The organism is Nonomuraea fastidiosa (genome assembly GCF_042751225.1).
In the GTDB taxonomy this organism is placed as follows: Bacteria; Actinomycetota; Actinomycetes; order Streptosporangiales; family Streptosporangiaceae; genus Nonomuraea; species Nonomuraea fastidiosa.
In genome coordinates, this window is record NZ_CP170570.1 from 3,181,654 (window position 1) to 3,199,878 (window position 18,225).

The 18,225-nt window shown below is 65.2% G+C and carries 11 protein-coding genes and 1 pseudogene; 8 read left to right on the forward strand and 4 right to left on the reverse strand.

Going from position 1 to position 18,225, the window contains the following annotated elements; translation table 11 throughout:
• The 5 genes from ACFMQL_RS14555 (at position 1) to ACFMQL_RS14575 (ending at position 3,134) form a co-directional block, all read left to right on the forward strand.
• Positions 1-753 (forward strand): ABC transporter permease, encoded by a 753-nt coding sequence (locus ACFMQL_RS14555; protein ID WP_364061726.1) that lies wholly within the window; start codon positions 1-3, stop codon positions 751-753.
• A 27-nt stretch (positions 754-780) separates the two neighbouring features.
• Positions 781-1,155 carry a hypothetical protein gene (locus ACFMQL_RS14560; protein WP_364061729.1) on the forward strand — a complete coding sequence of 125 codons (375 nt, stop codon included), beginning with the start codon at positions 781-783 and terminating at the stop codon, positions 1,153-1,155.
• A gap of 151 nt (positions 1,156-1,306) precedes the next feature.
• A complete protein-coding gene (locus tag ACFMQL_RS14565) occupies positions 1,307-2,287 on the forward strand; it encodes an AraC family transcriptional regulator (protein WP_364061732.1) in 981 nt (326 codons plus the stop codon).
• A 168-nt stretch (positions 2,288-2,455) separates the two neighbouring features.
• Positions 2,456-2,722: a hypothetical protein gene (locus ACFMQL_RS14570; RefSeq protein WP_378785891.1), complete on the forward strand. Its 267-nt coding sequence runs from the start codon at positions 2,456-2,458 to the stop codon at positions 2,720-2,722.
• 121 nt (positions 2,723-2,843) lie between these two features.
• Positions 2,844-3,134 carry a tyrosine-type recombinase/integrase gene (locus ACFMQL_RS14575; protein ID WP_364063224.1) on the forward strand — a complete coding sequence of 97 codons (291 nt, stop codon included), beginning with the start codon at positions 2,844-2,846 and terminating at the stop codon, positions 3,132-3,134.
• A gap of 745 nt (positions 3,135-3,879) precedes the next feature.
• Here the strand turns inward: ACFMQL_RS14575 and ACFMQL_RS14580 are convergent.
• The 4 genes and pseudogenes from ACFMQL_RS14580 to ACFMQL_RS14595 all read right to left on the reverse strand — a co-directional run bounded on the left by ACFMQL_RS14580 (position 3,880) and on the right by ACFMQL_RS14595 (position 8,150).
• On the reverse strand, positions 3,880-4,608 hold the full coding sequence (locus tag ACFMQL_RS14580; protein WP_378785892.1) for a hypothetical protein: 729 nt from the start codon (positions 4,606-4,608) through the stop codon (positions 3,880-3,882).
• A 532-nt stretch (positions 4,609-5,140) separates the two neighbouring features.
• Positions 5,141-5,599 (reverse strand): hypothetical protein, encoded by a 459-nt coding sequence (locus ACFMQL_RS14585; RefSeq protein WP_378785893.1) that lies wholly within the window; start codon positions 5,597-5,599, stop codon positions 5,141-5,143.
• A gap of 225 nt (positions 5,600-5,824) precedes the next feature.
• Positions 5,825-6,607 carry a transposase family protein gene (locus tag ACFMQL_RS14590; protein WP_378785894.1) on the reverse strand — a complete coding sequence of 261 codons (783 nt, stop codon included), beginning with the start codon at positions 6,605-6,607 and terminating at the stop codon, positions 5,825-5,827.
• A gap of 257 nt (positions 6,608-6,864) precedes the next feature.
• Positions 6,865-8,150: pseudogene (locus tag ACFMQL_RS14595) on the reverse strand (IS701 family transposase).
• 447 nt (positions 8,151-8,597) lie between these two features.
• Here ACFMQL_RS14595 and pglW point away from each other — a divergent pair.
• The 3 genes from pglW to ACFMQL_RS14610 all read left to right on the forward strand — a co-directional run bounded on the left by pglW (position 8,598) and on the right by ACFMQL_RS14610 (position 18,196).
• Positions 8,598-13,190 (forward strand): BREX system serine/threonine kinase PglW, encoded by a 4,593-nt coding sequence (gene pglW, locus ACFMQL_RS14600; protein ID WP_378785895.1) that lies wholly within the window; start codon positions 8,598-8,600, stop codon positions 13,188-13,190.
• Positions 13,187-16,810 (forward strand): BREX-2 system adenine-specific DNA-methyltransferase PglX, encoded by a 3,624-nt coding sequence (gene pglX / locus ACFMQL_RS14605; protein WP_378785896.1) that lies wholly within the window; start codon positions 13,187-13,189, stop codon positions 16,808-16,810. Before pglW ends, pglX begins: the two co-directional genes overlap by 4 nt.
• A 141-nt stretch (positions 16,811-16,951) precedes the next feature.
• A complete protein-coding gene (locus ACFMQL_RS14610; RefSeq protein WP_378785897.1) occupies positions 16,952-18,196 on the forward strand; it encodes a hypothetical protein in 1,245 nt (414 codons plus the stop codon).
• Positions 18,197-18,225 lie beyond the last annotated feature (29 nt).

Sequence of the window (18,225 nt, forward strand, 5' to 3'; positions counted from 1 at the left end):
ATGGGTGCCGTACGCGCGGAGTTCATCAAGCTCAAGCGCTCCCTGAGCTGGACCGTCGTGGTGCTGCTCCCCGTGGCGATGGTGATCGCGGGCGCGGTCAACTCGCTCGTCTCCGGCGAGAGCCCCGAGGACGGCTGGCCCACGATGTGGCTGCGGTCGGTCGTGTTCTACGGGCTGTTCCCGCTCGCCATCGGCATCGGCATCCTCGCCTCCCTGGTGTGGCGGGTGGAGCATCGCGGCGGCAACTGGAACGCGCTCATGAGCGGCCCGACGTCCTCGATGCGGATCGTCGCCGCGAAGGCGGTCGTGGTGGCCGTGCTCGCCGCCGCGATGCAGGCGGTCCTGTTCCTCACCGTGACCGTCATCGGCTCGTTCGTCTTCGCCATCCCCGGGCCGCCGCCCGGCCGGTACGCGGCCGTCAGCCTGCTCATCATCATCGCCTGCCTGCCCGTGGCCGTGCTGCAGTCGGGGCTGTCGATGCTCATGCGTTCCTTCGCCGCGCCGATCGCGGTGGCCTTCCTCGGCGCGGGCGCGGCCGTCGTCCTGCTGCTGGCCGGTCTCGACGCGGCGATCTTCGTCGTCCCGTACGCGCTCATCAGCCGGGCCACCCAGCTCGGCACCGGCACCTTCAGCGACACCGGCGCCATCACCGGGGGCGACGTGGTCTCGATCGTGACCGCCGCGCTCGTCCTCACCACGGCCCTGCTCACCGCCACCACGGCGATCCTGGACCGCCGCGACACCCGTACCTGACCTTCCACGAGTGCTGAAGGAGCGACGATGTCATACGAGAACATTCCGGAACCCGCTGGGGAGCTCGGGCGGCGCTCGGCCAGGTTCCATGGCGTCCTGGCGCTCTGCTTGGCGGCCGCGGCCTTCGTGTTCTCGCCGTTCTTGCTGCTGATTCCGCTGCTCGGCTTCCTGCCCGCGCTCATGGCCGCGGCCGGGGTCGCGGTGGCGTGGGCGGGGCTGCGGCGCAGCGACCACGGCACCGGCCTCGCGCTCACGGGGCTCATCGTCTCGGTCGTGGTGTTCGGGCTGACGGCGAGCGTCGCCACGCTGTGGAACTTCCTCATCGTCGACCCGGCCGTCCGCGACTATGAGGAACTGCACGAGGTGATCGACTACATCAGGAGCCTGGTGTTCGGATCCTGAATGCTCTCTCGGTTCGGTCCGCGCTGACGACATCCGTGCTCATGACAGGGGGTTGGCACAATGCTCGTACCGCTTCGCAGACCTGCAGGACCCGTCCACGGCGCGTGTGGCGCCCCGACCCCGGCGCGCTCCCGCCGGCTGGGGGTGAGGGGTGAGCCCGCTCGCGACCTACGGTTACACGCCGAAGCCGGCGGACATCGACCCGGACGCGACTCCCCAGTTCTCCCCGATCATCGCTAGGACGGAGACCTGGCACCAGCCGGTCTGCCCCAGCGCGTACGACTGCGTCCGCCTGGTCGTGCCCCGGTCGGGCTCGGCGATCCTGCTCAGCGAGTTCGGCGAGAAGCCCGTCAAGCCGGGCGACGTCGTACTCCTCGGCTCGAACGTCCTGTGCGGCAGCGACCCCGAGGGGCACTTCACGACGACCACCGTGTACCTCGACACCGACTACCTCGTCGACCAGATCTTCTGGCAGTACGCAGGAGTCCTGCAGGACCGGCTCGACGCCCAGGGCTTCGCCGAGACCGTCTACAGCGAGCCCGCCCAGATCCTGCGGGTCGGCGAGCAGCGTACCGGCATGATGATGCCCTGGCTCGACGAGCTCGTCGCGCTCACCATCGCCGGCGACTACACCTCCACGTTCCACCGGATGCAGGCGCTGTGGTTCTCGATCGTCGACGTCGTCGCGCCGTACATCCGGATCTCTCCTGTACGCCGCACGCCCACGCAGCGGGCCACCACCCGGCCCACGCTGCCGCGCGACCGCCGCTTCGCGCCCCTCAGAGCCGAGGCCGCCCAGGTCCGCGACGCGATGCGGGCCGACATCGCCGAGTCATGGACGCTGCCCAGGCTCGCCGCCATGGTCCACTTATCGCCGAAGCACCTGTGCCGCATCTTCACCGAGACCTTCGGCAAGACGCCGCTCGCGTACCTGACGATGCTGCGGGTCGAGGAGATGGCGCGGCTGCTCCGCGAGACGGACCTCACCGTGGCCGAGGCGGGGCGGCAGGTGGGCTGGCGCAGCCGCAGCCGCGCCAGCGACGCGTTCGTCCAGTGCATCGGCGTCACGCCGCGCCGCTACCGGGCGATGCGCAGCACGTACCCGCGCCACCAGGACCAGCCGACGTCCTGACGGCTCGCTTGTATCGTTGCGACACGATCCACTCCGACTGGTCGGATGTACGCGACAGGCTCGCACGGCCGGCCGAGGTCAGCGGCGCTGCGGGCCAACGGTTGGACGCCCGAGCCGCCCCTGACCCTGGCGAGCTGGCCGCGTCCATCGAGGAGTACAACGCGGCCGATGAAGCGTAGGGAGCAGTACCACGCGGTCGTTTACGCCCTCCGGCATTCGACCGGCCTGCTGTATCTCGGCGACCTCGGGTGCGCCCGGTGGGCGTCGCTGGTGGTCAGCGGGCCTGCGCGGGGGCAGATGTGGGGCGACCACACCGCCGACGGCGGCGGATTCTTTCCGCTCGTCGACGACGATGGGAGGCGTATGGGGTTCGCGCGGTGGTACCGGCGCTGGCTGGACGAGGCCGAGGAGCAGGTGATGCGCGACGCCCGCTGAGCCGTCGGACGGCCGGCGGGGATACGGGATGCGGCCGTTGAGCCATCTGCTGACGGTTTTCAGGCTACGGACAGGGCGGCGGCTACGTCGGCGGCGTTGAGGCGGGCTGCGGACCTCGGACCTGGCCCCCACCACGCGGACGGGCACACCCATCGAGCCGCGGAACTTCAACCGCGCCTTTGAGAGCCACTGCCGGCGAGCGGGTGTCCCGCGCATCCGCGTCCACGACACCCGCCACACCTGTGCCTCGCTTCTGGCCGCCCTCGACGTTCATCCTCGCGTGGCCATGCGCATCCTGCGCCACTCGCAGATCTCGATGACCATGGACGTCTACACGCAGATTCCCAGTCCTGAAACCCGTAAGGCGCTTGACCGGCTCAACCGGAGCCTCGACCGTTCAAGCGATATGTAACTAATCCCTCAGTGCTACAACATAGGCCCTCTGGGGATATCCCAGAGGGCCTATGTGTGTGCACCGGACCCCGTCTTAGCCGAAGAGATATGTCGGACTGGCTACGGTGGTCATTTCGCTTTTCGCTGCTTGTGATTCAAAAGAAGAGGGCTTCCAGCGAAGCGCTCAATTCACTGCCTGCCGGATGGGGCGGAGGGCGGATGACGCACCCTGTGATCTGTGAACGGGCCAAGGGGCACAACTGCGCGTGTTCTGAGCTCAGTGGCTGCGCCCTGGCCCGAGAGACGCCCCGTCCTCAAGGTTCTCGTCGTGCGCGCACCCGTTGCCGTAATGAGGCCCGCCGTTGGGGTTGGGTGGCACGATATCCAACGTGCCAAGGCCGTCGTGGTCGGCAAGCCGCAATGGAGCCCGGCCACTGAGGCCGGGGGACAGATGCCGGTGCTGGACGTGCTGCCGCAGGCGTACTGGGTGCCGCAATGAGGCCCGGCTACTGAGGCCGGGTGACACCCGATCCCCAGCGACGCGGAGTTGGTGTGACGCGCCGCAATGAGGCCCGGCTACTGGGGCGTCGCCGGGTTAAGGACAGCTCGATGAAGACCGGGCCCCAGTTTTTTCACTCAGAGCATCCAGATTCTTTAGACGGCATTCTATTCTTCCTTATACGGGAACGTAATTGCGGGGTACCCCAACGAGCGGATGCAGTCGATTGCACATCGGCAATGTTCAATCGTGCCTATGCAAGGCCTCACTCGATTATGGGTCTCGTAAGGATTAGCTCTATCAGTTCTCTCGCAAGTTCCACAGGCTGCCTTTCTATCCCGTTACGTATCGTCGGCCAACCCTCCTCCTGAGCTCGCCGGCGCAGTCCTATCGCTATTCTTTCGGTAAAATTGCCGAAATGGATAGGGTCACGGGTGACCACCCCTTGTGGATCGTATACCGGCTCGACGCAGCCACCAGCTTCATACCATTTGACCCGAGTATCCAGATCGGTGTCAATCAGCACAGTCATTTGCTGGGCTTGAGAAAGCTTGGTTGAGGACGGCATGAGCCCTTGCTGCCAAGTGCTGAACGCCAGTTCCTGCGAAGGGTCCAAGTAACCACAGATCGAAGCTTCTATCGCCAGCCTCACCTGTGTCTTATGCCACCAACTCTCAGCAATGACCACGCCACCGGCGAGCACACTATCTTCCACCTCTGTTTGCAGGAGCGCTAGGCACTGCGTGGCTGCAGCTAGACTGAGCAAGTCCCATCGCGCGCCTATTTCATCGCTTTCAGCGAATAGTCGGCCTACTGTGCGAATCAAAGATGCGTGTGCTTCATCTCCGCGCGGCGAACCACGCAGGACGCGACGAATATCCAATCCGGCATCACGCCCTAGGGTCACCAACTCTGTAGCCACGGCGCTCTTACCTGATCCGTCGGCCCCTTCGAGCACCAGGAACAGCCCCTGATGGTTATGGCTCGTAGTCATGCTCCGCCGTCCTGGCGTGACGAGGTCTGGATACTGGGTATATGGATCAGCAAGTGGCTCCCCTAGCATAACAATCGCGGCATACAGCCTTTTGCTGCCGACCTATAGCGCGAATGAATAGGAAAATACCCATCCACTCACCTCGTCGGCCGCAGCACCTTACGCCAGTATGCCTAGCAGCGTGATTCGCCTTCTCGGCGAGCTCCCATTAAATCGCCCGGCAGAGGCCCGACATGCATGAATGGACTTAGGCCGCCGATGCAGGGCCAGCCGTGCTCGAGACGACCTTCCGTTCCAGGTACAGGTATTCTCTTTGGACGGCTGAACCTTCTATCGCTGGACTGTCTGACTTACATGGGCGCGGCCAAGTCATGGCTACGCAGAAATATCGACCAAACAGTCCTTCCGGCCCAGCGGTTGTTTCACGTCGGGTACCCGTTGCCATACATCCGTTCAATCGCACAGCAGGCTAAAGTACGACAAGTCGGGAGTCAAGAAGGTTGCTCTGCGACGACGAATCCCTTGACCTGTACTACATTCGTAGGTCTTGAGGTGGCGGGTCGCCTCGCTGCCGGTAATGGCTGATCAGAGCACGGGTTTGGTGCTCTTGCCGGAATTGGGACCAGGCCAGGACATGGTCAATCAGGTTGTTGGCGGGGACGACGAGGCGGGCGAAAACGCGGCGGATCTCGGCCAGGGACGGCCGGATCAACCCCAGCGCAGTCAGCCGGCCCTCTCCTGGGGCAGGTGGTCTTTTCCCTGGTCGGCAGGGGATATGGTGGACGTCGCCTGCTCGCTGGGGACAGGCTCCTCGAGCCGGGCGGCGGCTGACGGCCAAGAAGGCCAGGGCGAGCATGACGGTGGTGACGTGCCGGTGCCAGCCGACCCACGTGCGGACCTGGTAGTCGGTCAGACCGAGCAGGTCCTTACCGGCCTCGTTGTTCTCCTCGACCTTCCAGCGCAGCCCGGCCACCGCGATGAGCTCCGGCACCGGCGTGCCGATGCGGGCGTGGGCCAGGAAGAACTCGATGTCCGTAGGATCACTGAGGGTTTTCCAACCTGATCGCGCAGTTCAGCAGGAGCGGTGCCGGGGCCGGTTGGCATGACAAGAGGCTCCCGGTAAGACAGCAGTCGACCAAGATCCGATGCCTCTACCGGAGAGCCTCGTTGCTGTCTTATCGTGCCTCGATTCCGCTGTCCAATCACAGAGCCTTTTTCATCCTGGGTAACGGCCCTCTTCGATGAGCTGCAGCACGAGGATCGCTTGCACGAGCTTGGTCGCGCGATGCGGGCAGCAGCGCAGCTTGGTCAGGACCTTCCATGCCTTCAAGGTCGCGACGGCGCGCTCGCCGATGGCGCGGATGCGAGCATGGGAGCGGTTGACCTCTCGCTGCCCGCGTGACAGCCGGCGACGGTAGCGATGCCGCTTGAACGGCGTGCGGATGGTGCCGCCCGCACCTTGATAGCCCTTGTCAGCGAAGGTCTTGACGCCGGCGCTGGTCAGGGCGTCGATCAGACCGGCCGTACGAGCGGCGGTCACGTCGTGAACGGCACCCGGAAGCGCGGGTGAGGCCCACACCAGCCGGCCTGCCGGATCAGCTAGAACCTGCACGTTCACCCCGTGCCGCTTGTGTTTGCCGCTGTAGTAGGGCCGCTCGTCGGCGACGCGGTCGATCGGGATTAAGGTGCCGTCCAAGATGGCGTAGGCCAACCGGCGTGCTCGTGCCATGGCGGCGTGCACGTCATCGGCCAGGACGGCCACAAGGTCTGCGGCTTCGCGCACGTAGCGCCAAGCGGTGGTGGTGCCGATGGTGAAGCCGGCGGCCAGGCGTGCGTAGGTATCGCCGTTACGCAGATGGGCCAGGACCAGCAGCGCTTGCTGTGCCGGGTCTAACCTCCGCCACCAGCAGCCTCGTTCGGCCCGTTGCGCGCGGATGAGCCCGGCCAAGCGGACCAGGGTGTGATTGGACAGCGGAATCGAGGCACGATAAGACAGCAACGAGGCTCTCCGGTAGAGGCATCGGATCTTGGTCGACTGCTGTCTTACCGGGAGAGCCTCTTCTCATGCCAACCGGCCCCGGCACCGCTTCTGCTGAACTGCGCGGTCAGGTTGGAAAAGCCTCACTGTTCGCCGCTCATCTCCGAGGAGGGCCGGGTGTGCGGTGGCACCCCTTGCGGCTCTTCCGTCCGTACACCTCGGCGAATTGGACCGCGTTGCTCGTCGTCCTGGCCGCGTTGGCTGTCGACGGTCTAGTATTACAACAACACTTCGTTGTTCTTGAGCCAGCGTCTCCAGTAGTGGCTGCTGCGTGCTCGCGTCTGGGAGACGCGTCGGCGTTGGGACCAGGCCAAGGCGTGAGTGAGTGGACGGGCGGTCAGGTGGATCAGATGTGCCAGGAGACGACGGATTTCTGCTGGTGTGAGGCGGACCAGGCCGCTCGGGCTTTTGGGGCGTGAGCAGCGGTGACGACAAGATAGGCGTGGGCGAGCATGGCCAGCGTGATGTGCCGGTACCAGGCTTTGTAGCGCCGTACTTGATAGTGATCCAGGCCGGTCTCGTTCTTGGCTGAGGCGAAGCATTCCTCGATCGCCCAGCGGGCGCCGGCCACCCGGACCAGATCGTCGATGCTGGTGCCGATGGGGCCGTAGCACAGGTAAAAGGCGATGTCGTCGGGATCGGTGAGGCTGCGGCGCAGGAGAACCCAGCGGGCAAAGCCGGGCTCGGCCTCCCAGTGAAGCGTTCCGGCCGCCCAGTCGTACCAGCGCGGCCCCTTGGCTCCCTGACCGGCCGACATGCGCTTCCACGCCTGGCCGGGGATGTCGGCCAGGAGGCTGTCGGCGCGGATATTGCCTCCCAGCCCCAGCCCCACGGATTGGTTACGCGGTACCGCCACCACATAGCCGAGCCGGTGTTGCTCGATCATGCGGCGGAACTTCGAATCCTGGCCGTAGGCTTCATCGGCCGTCACCCACCGGGCCGGCACTCCGGCCGCGAACGCGCGTGCCAGCATCGCCCGGGCCAAGGCCGGCTTGGTGGCGAACTCGACCTCAGGCGGGATCCCGGCACGCGCACACCGGACCGGATCGCAGGTCCACGACTTGGGCAGATACAGCTCGCGGTCGATCAAGGCTCGTCCGCGCGCCGACGCATAGGCCAGGAATACCCCCAGCTGGCAGTTCTCCACCCGGCCGGCCGTGCCGGAGTACTGGCGCTGCACCCCCGCCGATTGGTCGCCCTTCTTGAGGAAGCCGGTCTCATCCACGATCAGCACGCCATCGGGGCCGCCCAGCTGCTCCACCACATACGCCCGCAGGTCATCGCGGACGGCATCAGCGTCCCAGGCGTAGAAGTTGAGCAAGCGCTGCATGCCTTCCGGCCCGTCATCCCCCGCCGCCTCGGCCAGCTGCCAGCCGTTCTTGCGCTCCACCGGAGCCAGCAACCCCAGAAGATAGCCCCGGGCCCGGCGGCGCGGCTCCACCCGCCCGAACCGTCCGGCCACCCGCGCGAACAGCTCATCAAAGCCCGCCAGCCAGACAGACATGCAGATCTTGCGCAGTCACCGACTCCGACATAGCCCACGATCATAATTAACGAAGTGTTGTTGTAATACTAAGCCTGACGGTGACGAACCCCAAACCCTCGATCGAGGTCGCCAGATGGCGTAACCCGTGGGCGCATTCAGCAATCGGAGATGAAGGTTCCGGAGCAGATCCGCGAGCGTCTCCCCCAGGAACTCCGCAAGCGGCTTGGCAAGCGTTCCAAGAAAAGGGCACAGAAGCAGGTCGGAAAATACGCGGTAAATCCGAGTATCCCCTCATGGCAGAGGTCAAGCAGGAGTCACGCGTCGTCCGATAGACGACAGGCAGCGGAAGGTGGCAGGATGTGCCATCACGAGGTCCTCCTTTGTCGTACCTCGCCGATAAGCTTTGCTCCGACGATCCGGCCTCCGGTGGGCGGTCGGCTAGAAACATCGACATCGGAGTAAGGCATGCTCGAAGGCCGGTGGACCACTGTCACCGAGTCTGAGTTCGACCATGAGCGTCGTGGCCTGGAAGCCATCCGGGACAGGCTGCCCGACTCCGAGCCCTGGCGAGCCTGGTCCAACTTCACCTTCACCGCGCAGGCGGGGCACGTCCGCGAGGTCGACCTGCTGGTCGTCGCCCCCGGCGGCGTTCACCTGATCGAACTGAAGGACTGGCACGGCAGCGTCACCACCGAGAACGGCGCATGGGTGCAGACCACACCCAGTGGCCGCCGGGTGCCACACGGCAACCCGTATCACCTGGCCGACAAGAAGGCCAAGGAACTCGCGTCACTCCTGGGCAAGTACGGTAAGCGCGTCTGGGTTGGCGCGGCGGTCTGCTTCACGGACTCGTCCCTGCGAGTGCGTTTGTCCCCGAACGATCAGAACGGCGTCTACACGGTCAACGAGCTCGTGCAGATGCTGAAGGAGCCTGCCCGCTACGAACAGCGAAGGATCACCCTCACCGACTCGCGCGAGATCAAGACCGCGCTGGACAAGGTCGGGATCAGACGGAGCGACGCTGAGTACAAGGTTGGTCCTTTCCTGCTCGAACGTAAGTCCTTCGACACCGGCCCTACCTGGGCGGACTACCTGGCACGCCATAGCGAGCTACCTGAGCTGGCGAGGGTTCGTATCTATCTTCGTGAACGCGGTTCGGACGCATCGATCCGCCAGTCCGTGGAGAACGCGGCGCGACGCGAGGCCGCCGTCCTACGGCGCTTCAAGCACCCAGGGGTCGTCCAGCTGAAGCAGTATGACCCGTCCGGGCACTCGGCTGGCCCGGCTTTGATCTTCGACTATCACCCGCACACGCTGCGCCTGGACGAATACCTCGTCCAGTACGGCGACAAGCTTGACATCCTGGCACGCATGGGTCTCGTGCGGCAGCTCGCGGAGACCATGCGCTCGGCGCATGCCAGTCGCCTTCATCACCGCGCTCTTGCTCCTCACTCCATCCATGTGATTCCCCGCAACCGAGGGCCCGAAGGTCAAGCCATCGGTGAGGAGGCCGCCTGGCTTGCACCTCGACTGGAGATCTCCGACTGGCAGATCGCGCATCGGAGCAGCGGGCAATCACAAGGCGGGACCAGATTCGCGCCCACCGCCCTGTCGACAATGCATGTGGCGGAGAGCTCCGATCCCTACCTAGCCCCCGAACTGACCGCGCAGAAGCCCGACCCCATCGCCCTGGACGTCTACGGGCTCGGCGTGATCACCTACTTGCTGGCCACCGGCCAGCCGCCGGCAGCCAGCCAGGCCGAGGTACTGGCCCAGCTCGAAGTAGGAGAAGGACTACGCCCCAGCGCGGTGGTCGACGGCCTGTCGCAGGACATCGACGAACTGGTGCAGGCGGCCACGGCCTACCGGCCGAGCCAGAGGCTTTCGTCGGTTGACGAGTTTCTGGAGATGCTGGAATGCGTCGAGGATTCGCTGACCGAGCCGGAGCCCGGTCCAACGGACGCCGCTCACCTTCATGCTCAGGAGAAAGACCCGCTGGAAGCTGTCTCAGGTGATGTCCTGGGCGGCCGCTGGGAAGTGCGCAGAAGGCTGGGCACCGGTTCCACTAGCCGCGCTTTTCTCGTACACGACCTCCAGGGCAAAGCTCGCGGCGGCCTAGCCGTGTTGAAAGTGTCCCTGTCGGACAGCCGCGGCGAGGTGCTGATCCGCGAGGCCGAGGTGATGAGACGGCTGCGAGCCGACTCCCGAATCATCCAACTTGTGGAGAAAGAGCCGCTGATCATCGGTGGCCGCATCACGCTCGCCCTGGAATACGTCGGCGACGAACGCGATCCCGGGACCATCTCGGAACCGGGCGGCGCCGTCAGCCGCCGCAGGGAGGAGACCGTCGCGCGGCAACTCCGTGAAGGCGGGAGGCTCCAGATCGACCAGTTGGAGGCCTACGGCGACTACCTCTTCGGCGCCGTCGACTTCCTGGAAGGCGAGGGCGTCTGGCATCGGGACATCAAGCCGGACAACATCGCGATCAGAGTGCGACCGAACCGCACCCGCGAGCTCGTGCTGATCGACTTCTCGCTGGCTGGCTACCCGGTCCAAGAAGTCGAGGCAGGCACTGACGGCTACCTCGACCCATTCATCGGCACGCTGACCCGGTCGGTCTACGACGCCCATGCCGAGCGCTATGCCGTGGCCGTAACCCTTCACGAGATGGCCTCGGGTGAGCTTCCCCAATGGGGGGACGGCAAGGTCTCACCCCGGCAGACCGACGCGCAGGAGCACCCTTACCCGACGATCGCCATCGACGCCTTCGACCCGGCTATACGTGACGGTCTGGCGGCCTTCTTCCGCAAGGCGCTTCATCGCGATGTATCCCAGCGCTTCCCTGAACTCAAGCCGATGCGGGACGCCTGGAAAAAGATCTTTTTGGACTTGGCGGAGGCTGCTCCGGTTCTGCGAGCCTCCAAGCATCCCGCTGCCGCTCGTTCGACGGCGGCGACGATCAACGAAGCCGAGCCGGTATCCGCAGCGGAGCAGCGCGATCGGTTTGCCGCCGCCGCCACTCGCGAGACCCACCTGTCAGCAGCAGGCCTCACCCCGGCAGCTGAACAGTTCCTCTACGGCCTTGGTATCACCACTGTCGGTGAGCTGCTCGACTTCAGCCAGCGAGGCCTCGTCAACGCTCCCGGATTGGGCGCCAAAACCCGCAGTGAGATCCAGCGACGCCAGCGCGAGTGGGGAGAGCGGTTGCGCGTCGCCCCAATCTCCCCCCTGAGCCCAGAAGGCCGCCGTCAGGCCGACGAGGAGCTGCAGCGGCTCAGCCAAGCGGAAGCCGCCCTCATCGACAGCCTGGCCGCAGGCGGAAACGTGGATCTGCTCCCGCAGCGGACCCTCCGCTCGGTCAGCCTCGACACCCTTGCCTCCCTCCTGGTGCCCGAACTGAAGAGGGGGGGCGTCAACGGTAACGAGGTGGAGATGGTGCGGCTGCTGCTGCGCCTCCCCAACGAGCGGGGCGAGCTGCCTTCGGCCGTCGGAGTCTGGCCGAAACAGAAGGACGTCGCCGAGGCGCTGGGACTCAGCGCCGGGCGAATCCCCCAGATGCTGAAAACTCAGCGGCTGCGCTGGAAGAAGCTTCCGGTCATTGCCGCACTCCGCGAGGAAATACTGGAGCTGCTGGCCGATCTTGGGCGTCTCGCCTCGGCCGCGGAGATCGCCGACGCTTTGGTCGTACGGCGGGGCACTCGGCTTCAGGGGCGCGAGCGGCGCCGCGCACTGGCATTGGCCGCCATCCGTGCCGTGGTCGAAGTCGAGCAGCTCGACCCCGCATCCAGCCAGTTCCGGCATCTGCCCAACCGCGCTGCCAAGGACGAGGCGTTGGGCGCCGGCCTGCTGGCACTGGAGGTAGGCGAGGAGGACGGACCCGACACTCCTTCCGCACCAGGTTTGCTCGACTATGCTCAGCGCCTCGGCAAGGCGGCCGATCGGTTGGCCAGGCTCGACACACTCCCGACCGCTGCCCTGGTGTTGAGCGAACTGGGCGCGATCACGCTGCCACCCGGCACTATCGACTGGGATGAACGCCGCATGGTAGCCGTGGCGGCTGGGGCCTCTCGCAATGCCGCCGTCACGCCGCGATTGGAGATCTACCCCCGTGACCTGTCCCTGGTGCGAGCACTACGGCTTACGCAGGCGGGCCTGGTACGTCTCATTCCCGGGGTGCCGGACGGGCGCCAGCCGGGGCTGACGGTAGCGGAGATTCACGACCGGGTCCTCGCACGCTTCCCGGAGATCACCTATCAGGGTAAGCCGGAGCTGCCCACCGGGGGCCGCCTCACAAAGGCACTCCACGACGCTGGTTTCGACCTCGTGCTCTCCACTCGCGAGGACACCAGAACCCTTCGATATCTCCCCGTCCGCACGACACCTGAGTCGAGTTACCAGACGGTCGGCGCCTGGCGGCAGATGACACGGCTGAGCGCGGCCGGCCGTTACGCTGATGACCCCCTTATGGCCAACGCGTTGCGGGCTGAGGAACGGCTGACGGCATCGGCCGGGCGCGATGGGTTCCGCGCTCTCACCGTGCGGGCCGTGTTGAGCCCTCTCGCCAGTGACGAGCTGTCGGGCAGCCGGTTCGGCGCACAGGTGGTGTCAGTAACGAGGTTGTTCCTGGAAGCGATGCACGAGTTGGTTCCGCCGGGGACCAAGCCGACGTGGGAGACGATCCTGCGGGCCGACGTCGCTGAGCCGGGCAGCAGAGCGGCTCTGAAGTTCGCCGAGTACGTCCGCACTGCGTGGGGGCGGGTCGAACCGAGAATCGCTACGATGCTCGACTCTGGCTCCGGGCCGGTGCTGCTCACGGATGCGGCGGTCCTCGCTCGATACGACGCGATGGGCATGCTCGACCGGCTGGCGGCGACGGCCAGGCTCGGCCGGCGAGGGCTGTGGCTGCTGTGCCCGCAGGGGGATCCCGCGCGGGAGCCCAGGCTCGGGTCGGTGGCTGTGCCTTACCAGGCGGGGCTGGGGGAGTGGATCGAGTTGCCCGACTCGTGGGTGCGCAACGCGCACCGGGGAGGGCTTTTGGGAGCGGGAGAGGCGAATTGATCGACAGCGAGCTGCTGCGGGATGACCTCAAGGGCCAGGTCAAGGCGATCGAGGCCGACCTCGCCAGGCAGGTCAAAGTGCTGCCTAAGGTGGGGGCTCGGCTGCGGGCCGAGTACGACCAGGCGCGCAAGCTGGGGCGGACCGCTGCGACGTGGACTTCCTGGCTGGACGAGCGAATCACGCAGGTCGCCGTCGCGTGGGTGCTGGGCACCGTATTCGTGCGCTTTTGCGAGGACAATCTGCTTATTCCCGAGCCCTATGTGACTGCCCCTGATGCTGAGCGGCGGGAGTTCGCGCAGGCGCGGTATGAGGCTTATGTCGAGGAGGACCCCGACCCGACGTATCGCGGGTGGTTGGAGAAGGCATTCGCCGAGTTGGGGGAGGGACAGGCCGGTGCGCTGCTGTTTAACCGCAGGCACAATCCGTTGTTCCAGATCCCAATCTCCCACGACGGTGCCCGGGACCTGGTCGAGTTCTGGCGGCGCAGGGACGAGATGGGCACGCTGGTTCACGACTTCGCCGATCCGCTGAACGAGGACGGCACCGAGGGGTGGAACACCCGCTTCCTCGGTGACCTGTATCAGTGGATGTCTGAGGATGCGCGGAAGAAGTATGCCCTGCTGCAGACTCCCGAGTTCGTCGAGGAGTTCATCCTCGCCCGGACGATGGAGCCCGCGATCCGGGAGTTCGGGTACGAAGAGCTGAAGATGATCGACCCTACCTGTGGGTCTGGGCACTTTGTGCAGGGCGCCTTCCGTCGACTGGTTAAGCTGTACGGCGAGCATCAGGGCGATCGGGATCCCTACGAGCGTGTACGGCTGGCGCTGGAGTCGGTTCACGGGGTGGACCTCAACCCGTTCGCGGTCGCCATCGCCCGGTTCCGGTTGCTGGTCGCGGCGATGGCGGCTGCTGGGATACGGACGATGAGAGAGGCGGCCAGGTACGACTGGCCTATCCATCTGGCAGTAGGCGACTCTCTGATCAAGGAGCGGCAGCTTGCACTCACGTCGGAGGGCGATGTGGCGATCGATTCGCTTGCTGACTTCAGCTACGTCACCGAGGACGTGCACGAGCACCCGCGCATCCTGGAGCCTGGCCGCTATCACGTGGTCGTGGGCAACCCGCCCTACATCACAGTCAAGGACAAGGGCCTCAACAAGCTCTACCGTGAGCTCTATCCGGATGTGTGTGCAGGGAAATATGCACTCTCTGTGCCGTTTGCGCAGCGCTTTTTCGAACTGGCCAAGCACGGCGACGCCGATGGGCGAGGCTACGGGATAGTCGGCCAGATTACGTCAAGCTCGTTCATGAAGCGCGAGTTCGGCACGCGGTTGATCGAGAACTTCTTCGCGCACAAGGTTGAGCTTACTGAGATTATCGACGCCTCCGGGGCATATATTCCCGGCCATGGTACGCCCCCCGTCATCCTGATCGGAACGCGTCGCGCGGGCCGTCTGCGCACGGAGACTGTTCGTACAGTGCGCAGCGTCCAGGGTGAACCTCGAGTGCCGAAAGTGCCGGAGCAGGGATTTGTATGGCGCGCTATCATAAACCAAATAGATAAGCCTGGTTCTGTCAGTCAATGGGTATCGGTCGACGACCTTGAACGTAGCCGCTACTTTGCGAAACAGCCGTGGATTCTCGCCGATGGCGGGCTGGAACTCAACGAACAGATTCAAGCGAACGCAGGTGCCGTTCTCAAGAGCAGGCTGTCGCGTGACATTGGCTTCGCGAGTTTTCCGGGTCAAGATGATGCCTTTATTTACACTCCGGAGGCGCTGCGCCGCAGAGGTGTTCATGACGCGCTGTTCAGACCACTCATCGTTGGCGAAGTAGTCCGTGACTGGGAGACACGCTGCGTCGAAAGCGCTATTGTGCCGTACGATGCCGACCTCAAACCCGTTCCGTACGACGAGACGAGTGCGTGGGGACGTCTGTTGTGGACATGCAGAAGCCACCTCAGATCGACCACGGACTTCGACGGCCAGACCCAGCAAGATCTCGGCAAGCCCTGGTGGACTTGGTATCGATGGGTGGCCGACCGTTATCGGACGCCGTTGTCGATCACATTTCCTGAGGTTGCGACCCACAACCACTTCGTCTTGGATCGAGGTGGAAAAGTGTTCAAGCAGACTGCGCCCATTATCAAGCTCCCCGAGGGAGCTAGCGAAGAGGATCACGTCCGCCTGCTGGGTGTGCTCAATAGTTCGACGGCGGCCTTCTGGCTAAAAATGAATTGTCACAAGAAGGGTGGCAGTCCTGAGTCTGGTGGTGGTGAATCGGACCAGCCGTGGTCCTGGAGCTACCAGTTCAATGGGAGCAATGTCGAAGAACTTCCGCTTCCCGTCGAGTATCCGACCGAGCTAGCCTCCAAGCAGGACGGATACGCGCAGCAACTTGCGTGTGCCTGTCCAGCAGCGGTGGCGGCTGCGGAAGTCCCCACAGGTGCACGGCTCCGAGAAGCTCGGGCCACATGGGAAGCCGTACGGAACCGCATGATTGCATTGCAAGAGGAGCTGGATTGGCAGGTCTACTCGCTCTACAACCTCTATCCCGAAGACCTGCGAGCTCCTAAGGACGCTGTGCCCGAGCTGGCGCTCGGTGAGCGAGCCTTCGAGATCGTGCTCGCTCGTAAGATCGCCAAGGGCGAAGCGTCAGGTGAGTGGTTCAAGCGCCACAACTCCACCCCCATTACCGAGATCCCCGCTCACTGGTCCGAACCGTACAAGCAGATCGTCAAGAAGCGGATCGACGCCATCGAGTCCTCACGTGCGATCGGCATGATCGAACGGCCTGAGTACAAGCGCCGCTGGGCCACCGTGGGCTGGGACGCGCTCCAGGCGAAAGCGCTGCGCTCCTGGCTGCTGGACCGGATGGAAGCTCGGGAGCTTTGGTTCGACGACAACGGCCAGCCGGCCATCATCACCCTGCCCCGCTTCGCCGACACTCTGTCCCGCGACGCGGATTTCGTTTCCGTCGCAGGAATCTACGCCCCACGCCGCGACCTCCTCGCGGTCGTCACCGACCTGATCTCTACCGAGCACGTGCCCTTCCTGGCCGCGCTTCGTTATAAGCCCAGCGGCCTGAAGAAGCGTAAGGATTGGGAGGAGGTCTGGGAGCTGCAGCGTCAGGAGGACGCCGCGCCCGAGTTCTCTGACAACCCCAAGGTCAAGACCAAGAAGCAGATTCGCGACTCCATCCCGGTGCCGCCGAAGTACACTTCCGCCGACTTCCTGCGCTCCTCCTACTGGTCGGCGCGTGGCAAGTTCGATGTGCCGAAGGAGCGTTTCATCTCCTACGGTGACACCAACACCCAGACCCCCGCCCTGTACGGCTGGGCCGGATGGGATCATCGAGAGCAGGCCCAAGCCCTGGCCACCTACTTCACCAATCACCCCATGACGGCCGAGGAGATCACGCCGTTCCTGGCTGGCCTGCTCGAACTCCAACCGTGGCTCTACCAATGGCACAACGAGTTCGACATCGCCTACAGCGGGTCGCCCGCGGAATTCTTCGCCGCCTACCGTCAGCAGGTCCAGCAGGAGCACGGCCTGACCGATGACGACCTGCGCGCATGGGGTCCGGTCGGGCCGGTCCGAGGCGGCCGGACCAGGAAGTGACGGTTGTGGCGCGCATTGTGACGTGAGTCACGGAAGCGTTGTTATCATCTTGCTTTGGAATTATTGATGCTGCGGTAAAGACTGGCTGGGGGCGTGGGAATGAGCGGTTTGGTCTCCTCTCACACTCCGATCCCGGCGTCCGTGATCATCGACAGCCGCAACCTTGCCGGCCAGGCGAAGGAAGTCCTCGGCAAGCCGCGCTACCCCAGCGTTGCCGGCGTGCGCGAAGCGCTGGCCGCGTACGGCTTCGCGGTGGAGAAGGTGATCGCCGCGGTGGCCACCCGGTCGCAGGGCAACGCGGCGCGCAGCCCCCGGGTGAGCAAAGCTCTGCAGATCAACTGTGACTTCGCGGAGCGGATCAGGGCGGACGGAGGCGTCGTCGCTGAGGGCTACCTGCGCGATGACTACGGTCCGATGGAGGAGAAGCAGGTCGACGTCCTGTGCGCCCGCGCGATCGCCGACGAGGCCTACGCGGTCCGGCACGCCGCCTCTCCTGCGCGGGCGATCGTGCTGCTCAGCAAGGACGCCGATCTCATCCCGATGTTCAGCTTCGCGCACGACCTGGGCGTCCCGGTCTACGCCGCGGCCTCCTCCACCGTGCACGACCGCAGGCTCGACCACTGGCTGCTGCTCGGTCAGGCGGCGCTGTGCACTATGACCGGCATGCGCGGGATGGTTGGTCATGGACTTCGGGATAGGGTGGCCGAGTTCGCGCTCCGCCGCTGGGATCGGCACTACTCCTGGACGGTCGTCGGTACGGTACACCGCTCCGGCGTAGAGCTGGTGAGGCTTCTGCATTCCTGCGGCGTTCAGGGCATCGCGTCGCTCGCGGAGTTTGGCGGGCGGGCTCCGGCCCATGGCAGCGTCCATGCCCTGTACCCGGCCGGGATCGACGCCGGTGAGTGGCGTCGTGAGCTGCCTGAGCTCGCGTTGGTCGCGGTTCCGCCGACTCGTCCCTCCCCCGAGCTGACGACGGCGGTCGTCATCGGCCGCATCGGTCCGACCAGGGCGGAGATCCGCCTGGCCAACGGGGTGATCGAGCGGTTGGAGATCCCCGTGGACAACATGTGCATCGGGCGGGAGATCCTCGTCCACTGCACCAGACGGAGTGTGCGGCTGGTGGGCGGATTGGACGCGCCGACGCCCGGCGCGTCGCCACTTCTTACGCCCACGCTCGTCGAGGTGACCGGGATTGTCCCCGGGACGGGCGCGGCCAAGGGCCTCCTGCCGGACGGTTCGACCGTGCTGGTCCGGCTGCCCAGGAACGACCGGGGTGGGATCGGGTCACGCTACGTGGCGATGGCGGCGGGCTCCATGCCGGACGGGTTCCCGCTCGTGCAGGCCATCTCCACCGGCTCGTACCATGATGGGTCCGAATGCGACTGAGGACGGGCCCTTCGGGCCCGTCCTCAGCT